This window comes from Ferrovibrio sp., from assembly GCF_025869515.1.
Lineage (GTDB): Bacteria > Pseudomonadota > Alphaproteobacteria > Ferrovibrionales > Ferrovibrionaceae > Ferrovibrio.
In genome coordinates this window covers 1-21,263 of the sequence record NZ_JAOZVR010000070.1, presented here as the reverse complement: position 1 = coordinate 21,263, position 21,263 = coordinate 1, and the positions used below count along the sequence as shown (strand labels likewise).

Here is a 21,263-nt window from a genome sequence, read left to right as displayed (position 1 = left end):
ATGCTGCCGTCAGGCTGGGCCGTTCTTGTCGAGGAAAGACTGCAGCTGCTCCATCATCGGCCGGGTCATCGGATCGCTGCCGTTCAGCATCAGCACCAGCGACGGCCGGCTGACGCCCATGCGGCTGGCCAGCTGGTCGAGCGAAAAATTGGCGTTGCGGCAGACTTCGCTGACCGCCACGATGCCGTCGCGTTCGGCATAAAACCGCCCTTCCATCTCGCGCACCCGGAATGGCGGCGGCGGTTCGCGGCGCTGCGGCGGCCTGGTTTCCCGCCGGCGACGCCGGCCGCCGCTGTCGAGACGCAGGGTCATATCTTCGGTACGTTTGCTGGCCGCCATATAGCTGGCCGCGTTATCCGAGAAATCAGCCAGCGCCGGTGCGCGGTCGATCTGCTGCTTCAGCAGTTCCTCAACCGCGCGCAGCATGACATCGCTGAGCGGCGTCAGCTGCTGCTGCTCGCCGAAACTGTCGTAATAGGCCGCGATCTCGCCAAGGCGGCCAAGCCGGCGCTGCAGGAACTCGCGGCTGCCGAGCGGCCAGGGCTTGTGCGTCTCGCCGATGCGGACCAGGAAAATCTGCGTGGTGTCGACTTCCACGACGATGATGCGCCAGCGGATATCGGCGAGGTGGCGGGTCAGTGCCTCGCGCTTGTCGTCATCGAAACCGGGCAGGCGTTCCTCGACCAGGTCGATGAAGACGTAGAAATGATCGACTTTCTCGATGAAGCGCTTGAAATCGATGAACTGGGCGGAAACGCCATGGCCGCTGCGATAGGCCTCGGCGATGGCGAGGCCCTGCTTTTCGACCTGGGCCAGCAGGCGCAGGGTTTCGCGCCGTACTCTGGCATTTTCCGCGGACTGACGCACAACGCTACTCCTGGATGATTCGGCTTCCCCGGAAAACAATACTACCGATATTGGTTGTGCTGTTCCACGTTAGATTCTATCAGAATGTACCGTCAGGCAGCCTGTTACTATCCGGTAACTACACAGCATGGGCCAGCAGAAAGCTGCAGCGATGGCGGTTTTCCGCCATCGCTGCAAGGCGGGCGGGCAGCCTAGAGCCGGAAGAAGCCGACCAACTGGGCCAATTGTCGCGCCTGCCCGGCCAGGGCTTGGGCTGACGCCGAGGTTTCCTCGACCAGCGCGCCGTTGCGCTGGGTCATCTCGTCCATCTGGCCGACGGCCGTATTGACCTGCTCCAGGCCGGTGGCCTGTTCGCGGCTGGCCGCCGCGATCTCGGCGACGATATCGGCCACCTTCTTGATGGCACCGACGATTTCCGCCAGCGACCCGCCGGTCTGGTTGACCAGACTGGCGCCGGTCTTCACCTGCGTATTCGAGGCCTGGATCAGGCCCTTGATATCCTTGCTGGCATTGGCCGAGCGCTGCGCCAGCGCACGCACTTCCTGCGCCACCACGGCAAAGCCCTTGCCGGCCTCGCCCGCTCTCGCGGCCTCGACCGAGGCATTGAGTGCGAGCAGGTTGGTCTGGAAGGCGATCTCGTCGATGAGCCCGACGATATCGGAGATCTTTCGCGCACTCTCTTCGATCTGGGTCACGGCGGTGACGGCATCGGCCACCACGCTGCCGCCCTTCTCCGCCGTGCTGCGGGCCGCGGTGGCCAGCTGATTGGCGGCCTGGGCGTTGTCGGCATTCTGCTTCACCGTGGTGGTGATCTCATGCATCGAGGCGGCGGTTTCCTCGATCGAAGCCGCCTGCGATTCCGTGCGGCTGGCCAGGTCCTGGCTGCCAGTGGAAATTTCCGCCGCCGCGGCATTCACCGCCTCGGCATTTTCCGACAGGCCGCGCACCACTTCGCTGATCCGTTCAGCCATGCGGTTGGTTGCCTGCTGCAACTCGGCAAAGACCCCGGCATAGTTGCCCTGCACACGGCCGCTGAGATCGCCGTCGGCAAGGCGCGCGAGCACCTGGCCGAGTTCGCGCAGCGCCCCGTCGGTGGTGGCAACCAGCGTGTTCACGCCATCGCCCAGCCGGCGCATCACGCCTTCCATATTATCGACGGCGATCCGTGCGCCCATGTCGCCTGCCGCGGCAGCCGCAACGATGGCGCCGATCGAACGATCCAGCTCGGCCTCCTGGGCCTGGCGCTGCTCTTCGAAGGCCTGGCGCTGGCTGGCGCGTTCGGCCGACATGCGGCGGTTATCCACCGCCTGTTCGCGGAAGACCTGCACGGCCTTTGCCATCGCGCCGAGTTCATCGACGCGATCCTGCGCCGGAATCTCGCTATCCAGATCACCACCAGCCAGCGTCTGCATCGCGCCGGTCATCGCCGCAATCGGACGAACCAGGCTGCGCGCCAGGATCACCGCGACCGCACCGGTGGCGATCAGCGTCACCAGGGCCAGCAGCGACAGGATCAGCAATTCCTGGCGCTGCGTGGCGGCCTGCTTCTCGCGGTCGGCAACGATCTCGACCACGGCAATCGGCTTGCCGGAGAAATTCTTCAGTGGCATGGCCAGCGTGGCGCTGTCGCGGCCCTTCAGACGGGTATGACGCAGCACGGTTTCGCCATTCAGCGCGGCGCGATATTCAATCTCGCTGATCGTGGTCTTTTCGGCAAAGGTGCTGGAATAAACGCTGAGCTTGTCATCCGCCAGCAGATGAATGGTGAGTTCAACATTGAGCCGGCGCTTCATGCGCTGGAGGAATTCCTCGCCCAGCGCGATGCCGGTGTCGATCACGCCGATCAGCTTTCCGTCCAGGCGCAGCGGATGCGACGAAAACAGGCTGAGTGTTTCGCGACCCGGCTCGATGCCGGTATGGGCCTTGCCGGTGTCGATGGTCTGCTTCACCGTCTGACGCCGGCTCAGCACGTTGTCGCCGAAGTTCGCTGGCGAATGGGCGCGCAGGAAAGCAACGCCCGTGGGAGTCTGGATGGTGATCAGGCCGATGCCCTCGCGCTCGCGCACGGTCTTCATCGGCTCGGCCAGCAGAGCCAGACCGGCAGCGCGATCACCGCTGGCCACGGCTTCCTGCAGGGCGCGCAGGCCGCTCAGCGCACTGCTGACACTGGACGCCGTCCGGCCTTCGAAATCGATCGCTTCGAGCACCGCGGCATAGTTCGCCAGCAGATCGTCGCGCAGGTCGCCCTCGGCGGTGCTCACCTGCTTGATGAACATATAGCCGGCAATGACCGCGATGGCGGCAAAGGTGATTCCGAGCATGGCGGCTATGAGCCGCGCCGCGATCGAGCGCTTCAACATTATGGTTTCCTCCCGGCAACATACGGTTGCGGGAGCGATTTCACAGGAAGCGAGCAGGCTTAACAATAGTGACGGGGGTACAGCGGGCTATTTTATTCGCCCTGTGGTTTTGTATTAGAAGACATCAGCAGGCACGATACCGCCTCAGGTCACGCTCCAGGCAGATGCGCAATTCCCGGATTCCATCCGGCCCGCCGACGACGCGCAGATGCCGGCGTTCGAGGCGATCATGGCCGTGGGATGCATCATTGGCCGCGACAACGGCCGCCATAAAGGCCTGCGCCGACTGGCCCGGCTGCGGCTCGGGCAGGGTCAGTCTGGTTGCGACACCGGCCTGGGCGGCGAAATACTCGGCCGGGGTGGCGAAATCGCTGCAGCTGCCATGCCTGGCCCATTCGCATTGCATCAGCCGCGGATCGGGCGAGCTGCACAAATGCCGGCGCAGCACCAGCTCGGGCACCGGGGATATGGCACCGCAATACTGCGGCCAGCTCTGGCCGGCGCGCTTTCGCGCATATTGCGGCCACAGGCCATGCACGATCCAGCCGAAACTGTTGTCGCGACATTGCAGCGTGGCCCGCCGGCCCGCCGGGGTGGCGCAGAAGGCGGGCGACCAGCTGAAGCTCAGGATATAGTGATCGAAATCGCCTTTCTGCCCGCGCGCCTCTTCACGGGCGGCATTGGGGCAGGGCGCCACCTCGATGCGCGACGGCAGCCGGCACTGTTCCTGCGCCGTCGCGGCCGGCGCGACAAGCAGGAGCACCAGCAGGGCAAGCTTGCCTAAGTGTTTCATCGCGGTCTAAAGATCACTGACCAGCCTTCGCCAGACAAGCCCCCATCCGCGATCCATGAAACCCGCCCAGATCGAGCATTTCTTCGCCACCCTGTCGGCCGCCAATCCCGAGCCGCAGACCGAGCTGCAATACATCAATGCCTATACCCTGCTGGTGGCCGTGGTGCTGTCGGCCCAGGCCACCGATGTGGGCGTCAACAAGGCGACGAAAGACCTGTTCAAGAAAGTCACCACGCCGGTGCAGATGTTGAAACTGGGCGAGGACGGCCTGAAACAGCACATCAAGACCATCGGCCTGTTCAATGCCAAGGCAAAGAACGTGATCGCACTGTCGCAGATCCTGGTCGACAAGCACGACGGCGAGGTGCCGCGCGACCGCGACGCACTGCAGGCCCTGCCCGGCGTGGGGCGCAAGACCGCCAATGTGGTGCTGAATGTGCTTTGGGGCGAACCGACCATCGCGGTGGATACGCATATCTTCCGGCTGGGCAACCGCACCGGCATGGCGAAAGGCAAGACGCCGCTGGAGGTCGAGCTGAAGCTGGAGAAGGTGATTCCGGCGAAATACCGCCAGCATGCGCATCACTGGCTGATCCTGCACGGCCGCTATATCTGCAAGGCGCGCAAGCCGGATTGCTGGCGCTGCATCGTGGCAGAAGACTGTTCCTTCAAGCCGAAGACCAAAGCGCCGGACGAAGACTAGTCCTTCAGGACAGCGCCGCGATCTCGCGCTGCAGATCGCGCTTGTAGGTGAGGAAATCGACGAAGATGCCATGCTCGCCGCGGCCGGTTTCCGCCGGTGTGGCACAGGCCTGCACGATCCCGTCGCGGAAAGCCGCTGCCGCCTGCGGCCTGGCCGCGCGCGCTGTCACATAGGCGGCGATCAGGTCGGTCTGCAGCGCCCGCCCGGCCCAGCCGACTCCGGCGCCTTCCAGCAGGCCGGCGACGAACAGGTTGTTGTCCTGCGGCGGGAAGATATTGAGATGCAGGCGCGGCGCATCCTTCCCGCCCTGCCAGTTCAGCGGCGCGAGATCGGACAGGAAGGGGAAGGTGATGCGATAGCCGGTGGCGAGCAGCACGATATCCACCGCATCCTGCCGCCCGTCGGCAAACACCACGGTATCGCCACGGAATTCGCGGATCGGCTTGCGCAGGGCCACGTCGCCCTGCCCCAGATGCTGCAGCACCAGGGAATTGACGATCGGCGTGCGGTCATAGAGGCGATGCCGGGGGCGCGGCAGGCCAAAGCGTTCCGGCGGGCCGACCAGCAGGCGCAGGATCGGTTCATGCAGCATGGCGCGCAGGCGCGGCGGCAGGATGAAGCGCTTCGGCTTGTGGTTGGCTTCATCGGCCGGTTTGCCGGCAAGGAATTTCGGCACGAAATGATTGCCGCCGCGCACGCTCCACAGCACCGATCTGGCGCGATGGATGGCATCGACCACGATGTCGCAGCCGGTATTGCCCATGCCGGCGACCAGCACGCGCTTGCCGTCGAAGATATCCGCCGACTTGTAATCCTTGGCATGCAGCAGGGTGCCGGAGAACTGCCCGGGAATTTCCGGTCGCAGCGGATCGGTGAGATGGCCGTTGGCGATCACCACGCCGTCGTAATCCTTCGTGCTGCCATCCGAAAACGTCGCGCGCCAGCCGGTGCCGGCCTGCACCAGCGCCTGCACGGCGGTATTGAAGCGGATCAACGGCGTGAGGCCGAAATGCGCGGCGAAATCGCGCAGGTATTGCAGCACCTGGGCATGGCCGGGATAAGCCGGCCAGTCCTCGGGCATCGGGAAATCGGCAAAGGCCGTGGTCTTTTTCGACGAGATCAGATGCGTGGAGGCATAAACCGCGCTGCTCCCGGCGCCGAACAGCCACTGGCCGCCGAGATCGGCATGGCGCTCGACCGCCTCGACCGGCAGGCCGGCCGCCTTGAAACTCTTCAGCGCCGCAAGGCCCGCCGGGCCCGCACCGATCACCAGCCAGGTCATGACATGCTCCCTGCGTAGCGCTCGAAAACGGCGGATGCATCCAGCTCCGGCACATAGCCGAAAGCGGATTTGAGCTGCGTGTTGTCCAGCACCGGCCGGTACTGGATGAATTTCACATGCTGCGGCCCGAGCTGTGTCACGCCCAGCGCATGCAGCAGCCAGAGTGCCGCCTTCAGCAGAAAGGGCGGAATCGCCAGATAGGGTTTGCCCAGGCGCAGCGCGATCTGGCGCAGGCTGAGCGTGCCGTCGCCGGCGAGATTGTATTGCCCGCCCTGGCCGCTGCGCACCGCCTGCGCCAGCGCGGCGACCACGTCGCTGTCGGCGATCAGCGAAAACGGCGTCGCCGTACCGGTGAGACCAAGCACCAGCGGTCGCCGGAACATCGCGGTGATCTGGTTCGACGTGCCGGGGCCAAGCACGGTGCAGGGCCGGAACACGGTCTGCGCCAGCGCCGGGCAGTCGTGCCGCCACTGCGCCAGCAGCTCCTCGACCAGGCGCTTGTTGCGGGCATAGGAGAAATCCTCGTTGCCGCGCAGCGCATCGCTTTCGCGCAACGGCACCGGATTGTCGGCATGATAGCCATAGGCCGCGCCGCTGGAGGTGACCACCAGATGCGCCACGCCGCTGTCGCGGCAGGCGCGCAGCACAGTCTCCGTGCCTTTCACGTCGATCTCGTAATCGCGCTGCGGATCGCCGCCGGCCGCCACCACCGAGGCCAGATGCACCACGCTGCGCGGCCGGTGCTGCAGAACATGCGCCGCGATGGCGGGGTCGCGGATATCGCCGGCGATGTAGACGACGCCAGGCAGACGCTCGGCCGCGGGCACCGGGCGCAGGTCGAAGGCGACCAGCGGCTGCCATTGCGGATCGCCGGCCAGCGCGGCGACCAGGCTGCGGCCGATGAAGCCGGCCGCGCCGGTGATGAAGACGCCGGTATTGCTCATGATGCGGCGACGCGTCTGCGGTCGCGATACTGCCACCAGGCGGCGAGGCCCCAGCCCGAGACGATATGCCAGATGCCCCAGCCCGCCGCGATCAGCGCGGCGCCGCCCAGCGCGTCGAAATGGTTGAGAATCAGTGCCAGGCCAAGACCCGAGTTATGCATGCTGACCTCGATGGTCATGGCCCGCGTATCGAAATCGTTCAGCCGCCAGAGCCTGGCCGCGAGCCAGCCGATCAGCACGGCGATGGTGTTGTGCAGCACCACCAGCGGCAGTACCTGGCTGAGAAAAGCCGTGAAGGAGCGGCCATTCGCCACCGTGGCGCCGACAATGAAGACGATCAGGAACAGGAAAGAGAGAATCTGGAACGGCCGCCGCAGCCGGGTCGCCAGTACCGGCCAGTAACGCACGGTCAGCATGCCGGCCGCCATCGGCAGGCCCAGCAGCAGCACGGTGGAACCGAGGAAGCTGACCGGCTCGATGCTGACCTGGCGCAGCAGCACGGCGGTCGCCGGATTGAGCGAGGCCCAGAACAGGATGTTGAGCGGCGTGGTGACGATGGCGAGGATGCTCGACATGCCGGTCATCGACACCGACAGTGCCGTGTTGCCCTTGGCCATATGCGTCATTAGGTTCGACAGGTTGCCGCCCGGGCAGGCCGCCACCACGATCATGCCGAGCGCCACGCTGGGCTGCGGCTGGAGCAGCATGGTGATCGCCCAGGTCACCGCCGGCAGCACCAGCAGCTGCGCGGCAAGGCCGGACAGCGGCGCCAGCGGGCGGCGAAACACCTCGATGAAATCGCCAAGGCGCAGATCCAGCGCCACACCGAACATGATCAGGGCCAGCACGACGCCGAGCGCGAGCTGGCCGGTGGAATCGATCTGGATCAGGACGGCATCGATCGATGCGTCGGCCATGGTTCCTCCCGGGGTCTCCCCCTGTCCGGCGCTGTTGTTTCGGCCGGTTTGCTGCGGCATTGTGCGGCAGAAGCATGGGCAGAGCGATGGCTGCGGACGACAGGGACTGTCCGGGCACGACAAATTGCCGCCAGACCGATTGCCGCCAAACCGAGGGAGAGATGGGCGCCGAGACCAATACGCCCAATACCAGTCCGCCCACCACCAGTCCGCGCAGTGTCGCCGCCGGTTATGTCCGCACCCTGCTGGACGCCGTGCAGGATGGTGCTGCTGCCGCGCGCAGGCTGGCGGCCGGCCCCGTGACGGCGGCGGCGGTGCTGGCGGAGGCCGGACTGCCCGCCGGCCTGCTGGAAGGCGAGGTCGCCCGCCTGCCGCATGACACGGTTTCCGCCATCTGGCTGGCCGCCCTGCGCCTGACCGGCGATGCGCAACTCGGCTTGCATGTCGGCGAACAGGTGCGGCCAGGCTCCTTCGATGCGCTGGGCCAGCTGCTGATGACCTGCGCCACGCTGGGCGAAGCCGCCGAGCAGGCCGACCGCTTCGCCGCGCTGGTCGGCGGCGGCGGCCGCTTCGCGGCCAGGACCGAGGCGACCGGCATCCGCCTGCTCTATCTGCCGTTCGATCCCGACTGGCCCTGCCGCCGCCAGCGCGTCGAAGCCGTGCTGGCGGCGACACTCACCTTCACGCGCTGGCTCTGCGGCAATGCCGTGCAGCCGCATTCGGTCAGCTTCGGCCATGCGGCGCCGGGCACGATCGGCGAACACTGCCGCATCTTCGGCGTGGTGCCGCAGTTCGATGCCGATGAAGATTCCATCCTGCTCGGCAGCGCGGTGCTGGGGCTGCCGGTGCGGCAGGCCAATCCGGCGCTGAAGGCCGTGCTGTCCGGTTTCGTGCAGGCCGAACTGGCGCGACTGAATAATGACGACCCGCTGCGCGGCCGGCTGGCCGATTCCTTACGCGCCGCGCTGGGCGCGGGCGAGACGCCCGGCATCGAGGCGGCGGCGGCGGCCCTGGCGCTGACGCCGCGCACGCTGCAGCGCCGGCTGGCCGAACGCGACACCAGCTTCCAGGCCGAGGTGAACACGCTGCGCTGCGCGCTGGCGAAAGACCTGCTGCGCGATCCGGCGCAGGGCATTGCCGCCATCGCCGCCCGGCTCGGCTTTGCCGACGTGGCCAATTTCCATCGCGCCTTCAAAAGCTGGACCGGCGTCACCCCGACGCAGTGGCGGGATATGCCATGACGCTCCGCGTGATGTTCGACAGCAACGCCTATGACGCGATCCTGAAGAACGGAGACTCTGAGCGCATCAAAGCTGCTCATCTGGAGGTGATCAGAACAGATGCTCAAGAGGATGAAATCGCACAAATCCGCGACGGTTTTAAGCGAAACCAACTGATGTCGCTTTTTATGATGGGACAGCCTGTTGTTGCACCCGGAATGCCGTGGAATGCCTCTCGTGACCTGATTATCGGCACAACAGCAGCGATGTATGCAGACATATTGGTAACCGACGACAGGCAGCTGATCGTACAGCTTGCCAAAACAGCGCCCGCCCTGCGCGTGTTGACTTACGAAGATTTCAGAACAGAATTTCTGACCTGATGTAGCGCCTACCATGCGCCCAAAGCCCTCACCCTCCCACTGCTGCGCAGTGGGCCCCTCCCTCTCCCGCTCACGCGGGCGAGGGTCTAGTAGACTCCCTCTCCCGCTTGCGGGAGAGGGCCGGGGTGAGGGTGTCTCTTTTTAGCCTGCTATCTCAGGACACTGGCCGCTGCGGCAGCGGCGTGGTCTTCAGCAATGCCGCAAGGCAGTCGCTGTCATCCACCGTCTGGCCGCGCACGCGGCTGAGCACCTGGGCATGGCTGACGCGCAGCCGCGCCGAGGCATCGTCGGGGTAGAGGAACAGCAGCAGGGTGCAGCGCGGCGCCTCGGCCTGGTACTGCCAGACTTCGCCCGGCGGTTCGCGGCGCAACGCCGCCGGCGCACCGAACAGGGCGCGCGCCTCGGCTTCGGTCTTGCGCACCACATCGGCGCTGACCGCGCGGCGCGGCGTTTCGTCGGGTTTCTGGTGCACCAGCGAGAGATCGAGGTCTTCGCCCGGCAGGACGCCGGTGGTGCTGGGCGCCGGCCGGCCACCGCAGGCGGCCAGCGCGAGCAGAAGCGGCAGGACAAAAAGAATGCGCGGCGTTTTCACGCCGCGCAGCTTAAACGCAACGATGGCCGGAGAACAACTATTCGGCAGCGGCCGGCGACGCCAGGCGACCGCCCGAAGCCACGGTCTGCACCGTGCCGGAAATCTCGCCGCCGCATTCGATCTCGACCTGGCCATAGGCGATCTCGCCCGAGACCTTGCCGGTGCCGCGGATCAGCAGGCGGCCGCGCACGCTGAGACGGCCTTCGAAGCGACCGCGGATTTCGGCCTCCTCGACTTCGGCCGAGCCCTTGAACTGGCCGGTCTCGGTGATCTCGACGAAACGGCTTTCGGTCAGCTGGGCCTCGACGCGGCCTTCGACGACGACCTTGTCGCAGGCAGTGATCTGACCGCTCAGGCTGATTTCACGACCGATCAGCAGCACCTTGGGCTCGGCATGCGTGTCGGACCTGGCAGCGACCGCCGGCGCAGCGCCGGCAGTGGCATGCACCACGGCCTTGGGCGCCAGATCCATCGGACGCTTGGCAATTTCGGGACGGAAGGTCGGGGTCGGCGGATTGGTATCGGACATGGCGGCGGCTCCTGCTGTTGTAACGGGGGCAGTGGCGGGGAGGACGGGTTTGCCGACCGCACGCAGATGGCTCGGCATCGGCGGCAACTCGTCATCGACGGCCTTGATCGGGGCAACGGCCTTTTCCGGCTGCTTCGGCTCGATCGGCTTCAGTTCAGCCTGGGCAGGCGGTGCCGGCGGCATCATCGCGGCACTGTCAGTGCTCGGCTTCTTGCGACCAAACATGGGCGGTCTCCTCTGATCCCCAACATGCGCTACCCGGCATCCAACCCGCAATGCCGAAACTCAGGTCAGCCCGTCGCCCGCAACCGCTTGTAGACGTGAACCATGAAGGCAGTTGCCACAATCGGGACGAGAAAATTTACGAGAGGAATGGTTAACAGAAGGACAATAAGCACACCGCACAGCCAGACATCGCCACGCCGGCGACGCCGCAGCAGATCGGCCTCCGCCCTGGGCTGATAGCGGAAGGCCACGGCCTCGAAATATTCCCGCCCGACCAGCCAGCCATTCACCAGCAGCGACAGGCCGTACAACAGCGGCGGGAAGAACAGCAGGATGGCATAAAGCGGCAGCAGGGCGATATTGACCACAAGAACGATGCCGAGGAAGCGCAGCGCGCTCCACACCGCCGGCAGCGTGGCGAGAGGCCGGCCCGGCGGATCGGCCTGGTAATAGCGCGCCTCCACCGCATCGGCGATATCATCGAGAAACAGGCCGATCGACGCGGTCATCACGGCGGGAAACAGCAGCATCATGCCGAGCAGGAAACCGAGGCTGGACAGTGCGCCGATCACCCAGTCGAGCCAGCCGTAGCCGGTTTGCGGCACCACCAGCAGCCCGGCCCAGAGCCCGATCCCGAGCAGAACGAAGACGACGAGGCTGACCAGCAGGGATTTGATCAGCACCCGCCGAAACGTCGGATCGGGCAGTTGCGCCAGGGCGCGGCGGAGAGCGGGTGCGATCATGCCACCTTCCCGTCTATCTGGCCTTCGCGGGGATCGATGGGGACCTGGCCGCTCAGGCCGAACGCGGCTTCGAGCAGGGCGCTGAAGGCCAGCAGCTCCGCCTCGCCCCGCGGTCGCGCCACGATCTGCAGGCCGACCGGCAGGCCGCTGCGCGTGAAGCCGCAGGGAATCGAGATCGCCGGCGTGCCGGTGATGGTGATGGCAAAGGTCAGCACCAGCCAGGAGATGTAGGTGTCGAACTTGCGGCCGGCGACCTCTTCCAGATAGCGCTTGCGATGATCGAAGGGCGGCGCCACGCAGGTCGGTAGCACCAGGAAGTCGTGTTTTTCGAAGAAGGCGGCGACGCGATTGTAGATCACGCCCTGGATGCGCAGCGCATCGGCCTTTTCGATGCCGGTGAGCTTGAGCCCTTTTTCGGCATTCCAGATCACTTCCGGCTTCACCAGATCGGTCTTGTCCTTGATCTTGGGCCAGACGGTCACGGCGAAATTGGCGGCACGCAGAACCTGGAAACACTCTTCCGCCCCACTGAAATCGGGTACATCGTCGCTGACGGTGGCACCGAGACTGGCGATCGTCCTGGTCGCCGCCTCGCACAGCGCCAGAACTTCAGGATCGACCGGCGAGAGACCGAGATCCGCCGACCAGCCGACCCGACAGCCACTAGCAAACCGACTCGGAAGCCGGCCAGTGACCATGGCGTGATCGACCACTTCAACGAAGCTGCGCTCGGGCGCCGGAATGCTCAGCGGATCGCGCGGCTCAAACCCGCTCATCGCGTCCAGCATCATGGCGCAGTCGCCGACCGTGCGCGCCATCGGGCCGTAGACCGAGAGCGGATCGAAGGGCAGCGCGCGCGGGCCGAAGGCGACGCGACCCGGCGAGGGCCGCAGGCCGACCACTCCGGTGAAGCTGGCGGGGATGCGCAGGGAACCGCCGAGATCGGAGCCATCGGCCAGCCAGACCTCGCCCGCCGCCAGGGCGGCGGCGGCCCCGCCGGACGAACCGGCAGGCGTGGTCGCCGTATTCCACGGATTGGTGGTGGTGCCGAACACATCGTTGAAGGTCTGCGAGCCGGCACCGAATTCCGGCGTGTTCGACTTGGCGATGATCAGCGCGCCGTTGCCTTCCAGGCGTTCGACCGACCAGCCGGATTTGGTCGGCACGTGATCGGCGAACACCCGGCTGCCCTGGGTGGAGCGCACGCCGGCCACATCCACCAGGTCCTTGGTGGCCATCGGCAGGCCGTAAAGATAGCCCGGCGGGGCCGGGTCGGGCGGCGTCAGCCGCTCGGCCATGGCGCGGGCGCGGTCGAGGCACAGCGTCGGCAGGGCATTGATCCTGGGCTCGACCTCGGCAATGCGGGCGGCCGCGGCATCGATCAGTTCCCCCGGGGTCACCTCGCGGGCCCTGAGGGCGGCCACGGCCTGGCGGGCGGTCATCTTAATCAACGCGTCCATATTTGCCTTCCTTCTGTCGAACGGCTACAGAGTAACGAGATTCGACCTGCTCGGGAAAGCACTCCATGACCAAGCCCAGAAACAACGTGCTCGCCATCGGCAACGCCATCGTCGACGTGCTGGCCCGCGTCGACAACGCCTTCCTCGACGAGCATGGCATGCCCAAGGGCGGCATGACCCTGATCGATGGCGGCCGGGCGGAACAGCTTTATGGCGCCATGGGCGAAACCGTGGAGGTTTCCGGCGGTTCGGCGGCCAATACAGCGGCGGGCGTCGCGGCGCTGGGCGGCAAGGTGCAGTTCATCGGCCGGGTGCGCAACGACGCGCTGGGCGAGGTCTTTGCCCGCGACATCAAGGCGCTCGGCGTGCAGTACGACACCGCGGCGGCAACGGACGGCCCCTCGACGGCGCGCTGCCTGATCATGGTGACGCCCGATGCGCAGCGCACCATGAATACCTATCTGGGCGCCTCGATCGACCTGACGCCGGACGATATCGAACCGGCCTCGGTGAATGCCGCCGAGATCACCTATCTGGAAGGCTATCTGTGGGACCAGCCGATGGCCAAGGAAGGCATGCGCAAGGCAATGCGGCTGGCGCACGATGCCGGCCGCAAGGTAGCGATGTCGCTGTCGGACAGCTTCTGCGTCGACCGCCATCGCGATGAATTCCGCCATCTGGTCGAACACCATATCGACATCCTGTTCGCCAACGAGGCAGAGATCACCGCGCTGTACCAGGTGGGCGATTTCGACGCCGCGCTCCAGCATGTGCGCCATCATGTCGATATCGCGGCCCTGACGCGTTCGGAAAAGGGTTCGGTAATCCTGTCCGGCGAAGAGGTGCATATCATCGATGCAGTGAAGGGCGTCGATGTGATCGATACCACCGGCGCCGGCGATCTCTACGCCGCCGGTTTCCTCTATGGCTTCACGCATGATTTCGACCTGCATGCCGCCGGCCGGCTCGGCTCGCTCTGTGCCGCCGAAGTGATCAGCCATATCGGTCCGCGGCCGCAAAAGCCGCTGAAGCCCTTCGTGGCCGAGGCCCTGAAGGGCTGAGATTCAAAGCCGCCGGATTTCAGAACGGCTTGTCGACCGCCGCGGTCAGCACGTGGCGCTCGTCCAGCCGCACGGAAGCGCCGAAAGCCGACACGATGGCATGACCGGCGGTCGGCAACGCGCTGCGGCTGGTCGCGACATTGACGCGCATCACCGCATCGTTCTGCGCCATCACGTTGAGCACCGTGGCCGGGCGGTCATTCTTCAGCCGGCAGGCGACGCCGAGACCGCCATCGAACCAGTACACCTCAAACGGTTTGACCACATCGAAAGATGTGCCATCGGCGAAATCGAGCGTGAAGCCCGGACCTGCCACCAGCACGATCCAGCGCGACACATCAGGGAAGGTCGAGAAAGGCCCGTCCTTTTCGATCACCGCGCGACTGATGCGCCAGCGGAAGCCGGTGGTGCCGGCACCGGGCGGATCGACCGCGATCTGATAGGTGGTGCCGCCGCCATTCTTCCACGGCATCGCATCCAGCGACCCCAGCGCGATCAGCGTGTTGGACTCGACCGCGCCGGAAACGGGCCTGCCCCCACCTGCCCGGTCTTTGCCTAATTGATTTTTGTCAGAGCCCATTTGAATACCAAAGCTTCCGTCCCGGCCGATCCCGCCATCACGATCTGCTGCGTGCGGCGCAGATCGCCGCCGCCGCCGAGGTAGACGCTGTCTTCCAGACGTACCATGCCGCCCATCCCGCGCCAGCGCCAGCCCTGGCCGCCCGCCGTTTTCAGGATCACGGTATCGCCGCTGCCTATCAGCGAAGCATGCATGCCGGGATGCAGATGCAGCCGCAGCACCGCTTCCACCGGCATGCCGCCATTCGCCGAGGGCTGGGATTCGGTGACGATCTCTTCGCCGCGCAGATCCTCGCCGCCGGCCGAGAGATAGATGCGCCGCCGATACACGCGATGATACGTCGCGCGCCAGCCGTCATGCTCCGCTTCGAACCAGATCGCGCCATCCTGCTCGTTGCGCGTAACCGTCACGGTTGCGCTGGCGGCCGGTTCCGTGCTGCCGAGGCAGAGCGTGGAATGCGCCGCCACGCCGCTGAGCGCCGCCGCCCAGCCCCCGCCGGGACGCCGCGATGCGCCGCAATTGACGATCAGGCGATCCTTGCCGTGGCTGAATTCGAACGCCAGCAGACCAGAATGCGGCGTGCTGCCGGCGAGGCCGCGCGCCTTCCCACCGGGGGGCGGCGCGCCGGCATCGAGCAACAGCAGCGCACGTTTCGCAGCGGCGCGTTCGAATCCGCTCGGCGTTGCCGAATTGAGCGGCTTGCCCTTGGCCCCGGAGAGTTCAAGGGCCAGATCGACCTGGGCGGCAACCTCCTCCTCGGCGCCATGAAACAGCGCCAGGCCGCCATCGCCATGACGGAAAAACCGCAGCATCGGCGCCATGCGATCGAGATACGGCTGCAGCAGGGCGGCACGTTCGGGATCGATCGCATGCAGAAAGCGCCACAGCGCCACCACATCGCGCAGCAGGCGGTAGAGAATGGACGGATTGCGCGAGACATGGCCGCCATCGGCCAGAACCTGCGCATCAAGTACGGCACAGAGCGCATGCAGCGCCGCCATATCCTGCCCTTCGCCGAGGGCCTCGGTGCCATAGACCGCACCCAAAGCCGCATCGAAGCGCGGCAGTCCGGGCGGCGCCGTGATGGCGGCGCGTTTTAGATGGGCCGTATGGCGGGCAATGCCGAGCAGGAAGTCATGACCGAAACTTTCGTCGGCACCATCGAGCAGGAAATGCGCCGCCAGCAGCCACTGGGTCAGCCGCCGGCCGGCAATCTGCGGCTGCCAGGGCAGGCCGCAGATCGGCACTATGTGCCTGGCGATCCAGTCGGCGACCAGGCTGCGCGCCATGCGTCGCGCCATGTCGCCGCCCTGGGTAGCGAAATCGCGCAGCCAGGCAAAACCATGCAAACCGGCCGCCCAGGCCGCATGGCTGACCGGATCGAGACCCGCATCGGCAGCGGACAGGGCCCAGGGTGCCGCATGCGGCGAGACGACTTCGGCACCGGCAAAGAGAAATCGTCCCTGGAACAGGCGATCCGCATTGGCCACTGTGCCAAGCCAGGGATCGTCGGGCAGCACCGGCAATTCGAGCGGCGCGCGGCGTGGCAGCGTCAGCGCATAGAACCGCGTGCCGTACCAGGCGGTCGCCAGGCGGCGCCGTAACTTCGCTCCGGGAGAGTCCTGCAGCGGCGCCGCAGCCACGCTATGTCACTTCGGCTTTGCGCGCACCCGCGCGATGTTGTCGGCATAGGCCGACGGACCGCCCTGGAAGGTGGCGGTGCCGGCCACCAGCACATCGGCGCCGGCGTCGACGGCAAGCTGCGCCGTCTCGGGATTGATGCCGCCATCGACTTCGAGATCGATGGCGCGACCAGTAGCAGCGCTATGGGCATCGATGGCCTTGCGCAGGATGCGGATCTTGTCGAGCTGGGTATGGATGAACTTCTGCCCGCCGAAACCGGGATTGACGCTCATCACCAGAACGAGATCAACCATATCGAGCACCGCCAGCGCGGTTTCCACCGGCGTGCCCGGATTGAGCGACAGGCCGGCCTTCTTGCCCAGCGAGCGGATCAGCTGCAGCGTGCGATGCACATGCGGGCCGGCTTCCGGATGCACGGTGATGATGTCGGCGCCGGCCTCGGCGAATTGCGGCACGAAGGCATCGACCGGCGAGATCATCAGATGCACGTCGAAGGGCTTTTTCGTGTGCTTGCGCAGGGCACCCACCACGCCGGGGCCGATGGTCAGGTTCGGCACGAAATGGCCGTCCATGACATCGATATGGATGTAATCGGCGCCGGCCCTGTCGATGGCGGCGACTTCGGCGCCCAGCTGGGCAAAATCGGCCGAGAGGATCGAGGGGGCGATTCGGGTGGCTTGCTGCGGCATGGGGCAGGCTTAGCAAATTTGGGGGTCTACGCCAAGCAAGCGGGGTCGCGACATCCGGTCACAAACTCCGGCGAATCCGGGCTTTTTATGGCCGAATCGCCTTTCCACCGGCCCGGTCGGGGGCTAGAACAGCGGCGATGTCCGACAACTCCGCCTTTCCAACCGTTCCCGTCATCACCTCGCGTCGTGTGGCCGCCGTCCTGGTCGATATGGTGCTGGGCAAGGGCCGCGCGCTGGACGATGCGCTGCTGGACGGCAAGACCGGCTTCCGCGACCTGAGCGAGCGCGACCGCGGCTTCGTCCGCCGCCTGGTCGCCACCACGCTCCGCCGCCGCGGCCAGATCGACGGGTGTCTGCGCAAATTCCTCACGCTGTGGCCCAAGGGCCTGCCGCGCGAGGCCATGCGGCTGGGTGCTGCCGAGCTGCTGTTCCTCGGCGCGCCGGCCCATGCGGCGGTCGATTCCGCCGTCGAACTGATGCATCCGGAGCAGAAAAAGCCGCGCGGCCTGATCAATGCCGTGCTGCGCAAGGTGGCCACCGAGGGCGCCGCCATCGTCGCCGAGCAGGATGCGGCGAAGGCGAATACGCCGGACTGGCTGTGGCGCAGCTGGATCAATGCTTATGGCGAGGATGCCGCGCGCGATATTGCCCTGGCGCATCTGCAGGAAGCGCCGCTGGATATCAGCGTGAAAAGCGATGCCGCCGGCTGGGCGGCAAAGCTGGAGGCAGAAATTCTGCCGACTGGCAGCCTGCGGCGCATGGCCGCCGGCGGCGTCGAAACCCTGCCGGGCTTCAGCGACGGCGCATGGTGGGTGCAGGATGCCGCGGCCGCCCTGCCGGTGAAGCTGCTGGGCGATGTGGCCGGCAAGCGCGTGGCCGATCTCTGCGCCGCACCCGGCGGCAAGACCGCGCAGCTGGCCGCCCTGGGCGCCAGTGTCATGGCGGTGGACCGCTCGGAGCCGCGACTGAAGCGGCTGAAGGAAAATCTGAAGCGCCTGAATCTCAAAGTCGACGTGAGAACCGCCGAGATCGAACAGTGGCAACCGGAGGAGAGCTTCGATGCCATCCTGCTGGATGCCCCCTGTTCGGCGACCGGCACGATCCGCCGCCATCCCGACCTGCCCTACCTGAAAGACGAAACCGATATCGCCAAGCTGGCCGAGCTGCAGCGCCGCCTGATCGTCAAAAGCTGGAGCCTGCTGAAGCCCGGCGGCCGGCTGGTCTACTGCGTCTGCTCGCTGCAGCCCGAGGAAGCCGAATACCAGATCCGCCATCTGCTGGCGCTGCCGGGCGCCGAACTGATCCCGGCCGATGCGGGAAAGCTGCATCTGCCATCCGAAGCCGTGGCGCATGACGGCGCCCTGCGCACCCTGCCATCCATGTGGCCGGGCCGCGGTGGCATGGACGGTTTCTTCGCCGTCTGTGTGCAGAAAGCCTAGCCGTCCGCGATCAGCCTTTCGGCGGCTCGACCATCAGGCCGACCAGGCGCCGCACCAGCGGAAACACGAACAGCATGGTGGGAAAGGCGACGATCCAGGACAGGCCCCAGGCCTGCATCCACTTTTCGACCGCGCCGGAAATGAAACCGATGCCGCTGAAGGTCGATATCCCCGAGACGATGAAGGTCATCAGGAACGACAGCGCCAGCGGCATGGCAATGGCATTGTAGCGGGCAGGCAGTTTCTGGCGCATCGGCGTTCCGGCATGAGTAAGCGGCAGACGATGTGTAGCGCATCGCCTGCCGCGCGGCCATGCCCAATCTGATCAATCCAGCAGACCCTTCATCACCTTGTAGAGTTCCGCCTTGGCCTCGAAGCCGACACCGGGGATCTGCGGCAGCGACACATAGCTGTCGTGCACCGCGATGCCGTCGGCGAAACCGCCAAACGGCTTGAACACATCGGGATAGCTCTCGTTGCCGCCCAGATGCAGGCCGGCGGCGATGTTGAGCGACATCTGGTGGCCGCCATGCGGCACCACGCGGCGGCTCGACCAGCCATGCTCCTTCAGCACATCCAGCGTGCGGAGATACTCGACAAGACCGTAAGACAGCGCGCAGTCGAACTGCAGGAAGTCGCGCTCCTTGTTCATGCCGCCGAAGCGGATCAGGTTGCGCGCATCCTGATGCGAGAACAGGTTCTCGCCGGTCGCCATCGGCTTGTCGTAATGTTTGCCGAGCTCCGCCTGCAGCGCATAATCCAGCGGATCGCCGACTTCCTCGTACCAGTAGAGATTATACGACCGGATCGCATTGCCGTATTCGATGGCCGTCTTGAGGTCGAAGCGGCCGTTGACGTCGACACAGAGATTCTGCCCGTCGCCGACGATCTTCAGCACGGCTTCGATGCGCTTCAGATCGTCCTTCAGCGGTTCGCCGCCGATCTTCATTTTCACGACGCGATAGCCGCGGTCGCGATAGCTTTTCATCTCATCCTGCAAAGCTCCAAGGTCCTTGCCGGGATAGTAGTAGCCGCCGGCGGCATAGACCCAGACCCTGTCGTCGGCGACGCCGTCGCGGTAACGGTCGGCCAGCAGGCGCCAGAGCGGCACGCCCTCGATCTTCGCCATCGCATCCCAGATCGCCATGTCGAGCGTGCCGACGGCGACCGAACGTTCGCCATGGCCACCCGGCTTTTCGTTGGTCATCAGCGTCTTCCAGATCGCAAACGGATCCAGGTTGTTGTGCGCCACGTCGACCAGGTCGTCGGGATCAGCTTCCATCAGGCGCGGCAGGAAACGCTCGCGCATCAGGGAACCCTGGCCGTAGCGGCCGTTGGAGTTGAAGCCGAAGCCCACCACCGGCCGGCCATCGCGGATCACATCGGTGATCACCGCCACCACCGAACAGGTCATCTTGGAAAAGTCGATATAGGCATTGGCGATCGGCGAGGCGATCGAGGCGGTTTTCTCGCGGACTTCGACGATACGCATGGAAAAATACAGGCTCCTTTTCTGCTGCCTGCATCCTAGTCATGGACAGTCGGGGCGCGCCAATGCCAGATTCGGAATTGATCATTCCGATATCGCATCGCAGCACGAACAGGCCCGCTTATGGAATTCAACTGGCTGGAGGATTTCCTGGCCCTGGCCGAAGCGGGCAATTTCTCCCGCGCGGCCGAGGCCCGGCATATGACCCAGCCGGCCTTCAGCCGCCGCATCCGCGCGCTGGAGGACTGGGCCGGCGTCATGCTGTTCGACCGCTCGGCCCAGCCGGTGCGGCTGACCGCCGCCGGCGAACAATTCATGCCGGCGGTGCGCGACATGCTGCGTCGCCTGGCACAGGCACGCGAAGAGGCGCGCCAGGCCGAGCAGGCGGAAACCGCGACGCTGATCTTCGCCGCCACCCAGGCGCTGTCGCTGACCTTTTTCCCCGACTGGCTGCGCCGGCTCGATATCGCGGCAAGGCTCGGCGCCATCCGCCTGATGTCGGGCAGCATGCAGGCCGGCGAAGAGGCTCTGCTGCAGGGCCAGAGCCAGTTCCTGCTCTGCCATGGCCACGACGCCGTGGCCAACCGCCTGCCGCCCGATCGTTTCCATTATCGCCGGCTGGCGCAGGATCGGCTTTTGCCTGTCTGTGCAGCGGATGGCAATGGCAAGCCGCGCCACCCGCTGGATGATGCGCCCCAGACCCTGCCCTATCTGGCCTATGCCGAGGATTCCGGTCTCGGCCGCATCGTCACGGCGATGCTGGGCCGGCGCGAAACCAGCCTGCCGTTGCGCGTCAGCTTCATCGCGCCGCAGGGCACGGTGCTGCGCGCCATGGCGCGCGACGGCCGCGGCATCGCCTGGCTGCCGGAAAGCCTGATCGTCGACGATCTCTCTGCCAAAACCCTGGTGCCGGCCGGCGATGACAGCTGGAGCATTCCGGTCGAGATCCGGCTCTATCGCGCGCGCGAACGCGGCACGCGCATCGCCGAAGATTTCTGGTCAGCCGTGCAGGAAGCCTGACAGGCCGTCCCATAAGAGTTTGAAAGCCGTCACCATCAGCAGACCGTAGCACAGGCGATAGAGCTGGCGCTGGTCGAGCTGTTCATGCAGGCGCCAGCCGAGCCAGACGCCGAGCGGCGCCACCGGCAGGCAACTGGCGATCAGCCACCAGGTTTTCGCATCAGGCTGCGCCAGATACAGCCACGGCCCGGCCTTCAGCGCATTGCCCACCGTGAAGAACAGGCTGGTGGTGCCGGCATAGACCAGCTTGGGCAGTCCGAGCGGCAGCAGATACATCGCCAGCGGCGGGCCCCCGGAATGCGCCACCATCGTGGGGATGCCCG

Annotated in this window: 22 protein-coding genes; 6 read left to right on the top strand and 16 right to left on the bottom strand. The window is 65.8% G+C overall.

Annotated features, from left to right (window positions below; genetic code table 11):
* Nucleotides 1-9: 9 nt before the first annotated feature.
* From OJJ21_RS11025 to OJJ21_RS11015, 3 genes are all read right to left on the bottom strand, one after another.
* The gene (locus tag OJJ21_RS11025) at nucleotides 10-867 is read right to left on the bottom strand and encodes a hypothetical protein (protein ID WP_297686131.1); all 858 of its coding nucleotides are present in this window, start codon (nucleotides 865-867) and stop codon (nucleotides 10-12) included.
* A gap of 191 nt (nucleotides 868-1,058) precedes the next feature.
* Nucleotides 1,059-3,227: a methyl-accepting chemotaxis protein gene (locus tag OJJ21_RS11020; RefSeq protein WP_297686130.1), complete on the bottom strand. Its 2,169-nt coding sequence runs from the start codon at nucleotides 3,225-3,227 to the stop codon at nucleotides 1,059-1,061.
* 124 nt (nucleotides 3,228-3,351) lie between these two features.
* Nucleotides 3,352-4,020, bottom strand: a complete 669-nt coding sequence (locus OJJ21_RS11015) for a hypothetical protein (RefSeq protein WP_297686128.1) — start codon at nucleotides 4,018-4,020, stop codon at nucleotides 3,352-3,354.
* A 55-nt stretch (nucleotides 4,021-4,075) separates the two neighbouring features.
* Here OJJ21_RS11015 and nth point away from each other — a divergent pair, with 55 nt between their 5' ends.
* Nucleotides 4,076-4,723, top strand: coding sequence for an endonuclease III (gene nth, locus OJJ21_RS11010; RefSeq protein ID WP_297686126.1), 648 nt, complete (start codon nucleotides 4,076-4,078; stop codon nucleotides 4,721-4,723).
* Between the two features lie 4 nt (nucleotides 4,724-4,727).
* On the opposite strand, the gene OJJ21_RS11005 is transcribed toward nth, so the two are convergent.
* Genes OJJ21_RS11005 through OJJ21_RS10995 form a run of 3 tightly spaced genes read right to left on the bottom strand, consistent with a single transcriptional unit; the run spans nucleotide 4,728 to nucleotide 7,866 of the window.
* Nucleotides 4,728-6,005 carry an NAD(P)-binding domain-containing protein gene (locus tag OJJ21_RS11005; protein ID WP_297686124.1) on the bottom strand — a complete coding sequence of 426 codons (1,278 nt, stop codon included), beginning with the start codon at nucleotides 6,003-6,005 and terminating at the stop codon, nucleotides 4,728-4,730.
* A complete protein-coding gene (locus OJJ21_RS11000) occupies nucleotides 6,002-6,949 on the bottom strand; it encodes an NAD-dependent epimerase/dehydratase family protein (protein ID WP_297686122.1) in 948 nt (315 codons plus the stop codon). Before OJJ21_RS11000 ends, OJJ21_RS11005 begins: the two co-directional genes overlap by 4 nt.
* Nucleotides 6,946-7,866, bottom strand: a complete 921-nt coding sequence (locus OJJ21_RS10995; protein WP_297686120.1) for a bile acid:sodium symporter family protein — start codon at nucleotides 7,864-7,866, stop codon at nucleotides 6,946-6,948. Before OJJ21_RS10995 ends, OJJ21_RS11000 begins: the two co-directional genes overlap by 4 nt.
* Before the next feature lie 161 nt (nucleotides 7,867-8,027).
* Here OJJ21_RS10995 and OJJ21_RS10990 point away from each other — a divergent pair, with 161 nt between their 5' ends.
* Nucleotides 8,028-9,107 carry an AraC family transcriptional regulator gene (locus OJJ21_RS10990; protein WP_297686118.1) on the top strand — a complete coding sequence of 360 codons (1,080 nt, stop codon included), beginning with the start codon at nucleotides 8,028-8,030 and terminating at the stop codon, nucleotides 9,105-9,107.
* Nucleotides 9,104-9,469, top strand: a complete 366-nt coding sequence (locus OJJ21_RS10985; protein WP_297686116.1) for a hypothetical protein — start codon at nucleotides 9,104-9,106, stop codon at nucleotides 9,467-9,469. Before OJJ21_RS10990 ends, OJJ21_RS10985 begins: the two co-directional genes overlap by 4 nt.
* A gap of 154 nt (nucleotides 9,470-9,623) precedes the next feature.
* Here OJJ21_RS10985 and OJJ21_RS10980 read toward each other — a convergent pair whose 3' ends face one another.
* The 4 genes from OJJ21_RS10980 to OJJ21_RS10965 all read right to left on the bottom strand — a co-directional run bounded on the left by OJJ21_RS10980 (nucleotide 9,624) and on the right by OJJ21_RS10965 (nucleotide 13,018).
* The gene (locus OJJ21_RS10980; RefSeq protein ID WP_297686114.1) at nucleotides 9,624-10,061 is read right to left on the bottom strand and encodes a hypothetical protein; all 438 of its coding nucleotides are present in this window, start codon (nucleotides 10,059-10,061) and stop codon (nucleotides 9,624-9,626) included.
* A 37-nt stretch (nucleotides 10,062-10,098) separates the two neighbouring features.
* Nucleotides 10,099-10,815: a polymer-forming cytoskeletal protein gene (locus OJJ21_RS10975; protein WP_297686112.1), complete on the bottom strand. Its 717-nt coding sequence runs from the start codon at nucleotides 10,813-10,815 to the stop codon at nucleotides 10,099-10,101.
* 65 nt (nucleotides 10,816-10,880) lie between these two features.
* Complete coding sequence (locus OJJ21_RS10970; RefSeq protein WP_297686110.1) at nucleotides 10,881-11,558, bottom strand: EI24 domain-containing protein; 678 nt, start codon at nucleotides 11,556-11,558, stop codon at nucleotides 10,881-10,883.
* A complete protein-coding gene (locus OJJ21_RS10965) occupies nucleotides 11,555-13,018 on the bottom strand; it encodes an amidase family protein (protein WP_297686108.1) in 1,464 nt (487 codons plus the stop codon). Before OJJ21_RS10965 ends, OJJ21_RS10970 begins: the two co-directional genes overlap by 4 nt.
* Before the next feature lie 65 nt (nucleotides 13,019-13,083).
* On the opposite strand from OJJ21_RS10965, the gene OJJ21_RS10960 reads away from it, so the two are divergent.
* The gene (locus OJJ21_RS10960) at nucleotides 13,084-14,079 is read left to right on the top strand and encodes an adenosine kinase (RefSeq protein WP_297686106.1); all 996 of its coding nucleotides are present in this window, start codon (nucleotides 13,084-13,086) and stop codon (nucleotides 14,077-14,079) included.
* 19 nt (nucleotides 14,080-14,098) lie between these two features.
* Here the strand turns inward: OJJ21_RS10960 and OJJ21_RS10955 are convergent, their stop codons facing one another.
* From OJJ21_RS10955 to rpe, 3 genes are read right to left on the bottom strand one after another with little or no spacing between them, the layout of a single operon-like run.
* A complete protein-coding gene (locus OJJ21_RS10955; protein ID WP_297686104.1) occupies nucleotides 14,099-14,659 on the bottom strand; it encodes a HutD family protein in 561 nt (186 codons plus the stop codon).
* A complete protein-coding gene (locus OJJ21_RS10950) occupies nucleotides 14,635-16,302 on the bottom strand; it encodes a heparinase II/III family protein (RefSeq protein ID WP_297686102.1) in 1,668 nt (555 codons plus the stop codon). The genes OJJ21_RS10955 and OJJ21_RS10950 overlap by 25 nt, the downstream gene beginning before the upstream one ends.
* A gap of 6 nt (nucleotides 16,303-16,308) precedes the next feature.
* Entirely contained in the window at nucleotides 16,309-16,992 is a 684-nt protein-coding gene (gene rpe / locus OJJ21_RS10945) for a ribulose-phosphate 3-epimerase (RefSeq protein ID WP_297686100.1), read from the bottom strand.
* Between the two features lie 137 nt (nucleotides 16,993-17,129).
* On the opposite strand from rpe, the gene OJJ21_RS10940 reads away from it, so the two are divergent.
* On the top strand, nucleotides 17,130-18,431 hold the full coding sequence (locus OJJ21_RS10940; protein WP_297686099.1) for a transcription antitermination factor NusB: 1,302 nt from the start codon (nucleotides 17,130-17,132) through the stop codon (nucleotides 18,429-18,431).
* A 10-nt stretch (nucleotides 18,432-18,441) separates the two neighbouring features.
* On the opposite strand, the gene OJJ21_RS10935 is transcribed toward OJJ21_RS10940, so the two are convergent.
* Together OJJ21_RS10935 and OJJ21_RS10930 are read right to left on the bottom strand one after the other, a co-directional pair.
* Nucleotides 18,442-18,684, bottom strand: a complete 243-nt coding sequence (locus OJJ21_RS10935) for a DUF2798 domain-containing protein (protein WP_297686098.1) — start codon at nucleotides 18,682-18,684, stop codon at nucleotides 18,442-18,444.
* Nucleotides 18,685-18,756: 72 nt separating this feature from the next.
* Nucleotides 18,757-19,923 carry a mandelate racemase/muconate lactonizing enzyme family protein gene (locus OJJ21_RS10930; RefSeq protein ID WP_297686096.1) on the bottom strand — a complete coding sequence of 389 codons (1,167 nt, stop codon included), beginning with the start codon at nucleotides 19,921-19,923 and terminating at the stop codon, nucleotides 18,757-18,759.
* A 120-nt stretch (nucleotides 19,924-20,043) separates the two neighbouring features.
* On the opposite strand from OJJ21_RS10930, the gene OJJ21_RS10925 reads away from it, so the two are divergent.
* The gene (locus OJJ21_RS10925) at nucleotides 20,044-20,940 is read left to right on the top strand and encodes a LysR family transcriptional regulator (protein ID WP_297686094.1); all 897 of its coding nucleotides are present in this window, start codon (nucleotides 20,044-20,046) and stop codon (nucleotides 20,938-20,940) included.
* Here OJJ21_RS10925 and OJJ21_RS10920 read toward each other — a convergent pair.
* The coding region (locus OJJ21_RS10920) for a sulfite exporter TauE/SafE family protein (RefSeq protein ID WP_297686092.1) at nucleotides 20,920-21,263 on the bottom strand (344 nt) is incomplete at its 5' end. The two genes, OJJ21_RS10925 and OJJ21_RS10920, sit on opposite strands and share 21 nt — an antisense overlap.

Coding starts and splice junctions, on each gene's coding strand:
- OJJ21_RS11020 (WP_297686130.1), bottom strand. CDS start 3,227: ATGTTGAAGCGCTCGATCGCGGCGCGGCTCATAGCCGCCATGCTCGGA.
- OJJ21_RS11015 (WP_297686128.1), bottom strand. CDS start 4,020: ATGAAACACTTAGGCAAGCTTGCCCTGCTGGTGCTCCTGCTTGTCGCG.
- nth (WP_297686126.1), top strand. CDS start 4,076: ATGAAACCCGCCCAGATCGAGCATTTCTTCGCCACCCTGTCGGCCGCC.
- OJJ21_RS11005 (WP_297686124.1), bottom strand. CDS start 6,005: ATGACCTGGCTGGTGATCGGTGCGGGCCCGGCGGGCCTTGCGGCGCTG.
- OJJ21_RS11000 (WP_297686122.1), bottom strand. CDS start 6,949: ATGAGCAATACCGGCGTCTTCATCACCGGCGCGGCCGGCTTCATCGGC.
- OJJ21_RS10995 (WP_297686120.1), bottom strand. CDS start 7,866: ATGGCCGACGCATCGATCGATGCCGTCCTGATCCAGATCGATTCCACC.
- OJJ21_RS10990 (WP_297686118.1), top strand. CDS start 8,028: ATGGGCGCCGAGACCAATACGCCCAATACCAGTCCGCCCACCACCAGT.
- OJJ21_RS10985 (WP_297686116.1), top strand. CDS start 9,104: ATGACGCTCCGCGTGATGTTCGACAGCAACGCCTATGACGCGATCCTG.
- OJJ21_RS10975 (WP_297686112.1), bottom strand. CDS start 10,815: ATGTTTGGTCGCAAGAAGCCGAGCACTGACAGTGCCGCGATGATGCCG.
- OJJ21_RS10970 (WP_297686110.1), bottom strand. CDS start 11,558: ATGATCGCACCCGCTCTCCGCCGCGCCCTGGCGCAACTGCCCGATCCG.
- OJJ21_RS10965 (WP_297686108.1), bottom strand. CDS start 13,018: ATGGACGCGTTGATTAAGATGACCGCCCGCCAGGCCGTGGCCGCCCTC.
- OJJ21_RS10960 (WP_297686106.1), top strand. CDS start 13,084: ATGACCAAGCCCAGAAACAACGTGCTCGCCATCGGCAACGCCATCGTC.
- OJJ21_RS10955 (WP_297686104.1), bottom strand. CDS start 14,659: ATGGGCTCTGACAAAAATCAATTAGGCAAAGACCGGGCAGGTGGGGGC.
- rpe (WP_297686100.1), bottom strand. CDS start 16,992: ATGCCGCAGCAAGCCACCCGAATCGCCCCCTCGATCCTCTCGGCCGAT.
- OJJ21_RS10940 (WP_297686099.1), top strand. CDS start 17,130: ATGTCCGACAACTCCGCCTTTCCAACCGTTCCCGTCATCACCTCGCGT.
- OJJ21_RS10935 (WP_297686098.1), bottom strand. CDS start 18,684: ATGCGCCAGAAACTGCCTGCCCGCTACAATGCCATTGCCATGCCGCTG.
- OJJ21_RS10930 (WP_297686096.1), bottom strand. CDS start 19,923: ATGCGTATCGTCGAAGTCCGCGAGAAAACCGCCTCGATCGCCTCGCCG.
- OJJ21_RS10925 (WP_297686094.1), top strand. CDS start 20,044: ATGGAATTCAACTGGCTGGAGGATTTCCTGGCCCTGGCCGAAGCGGGC.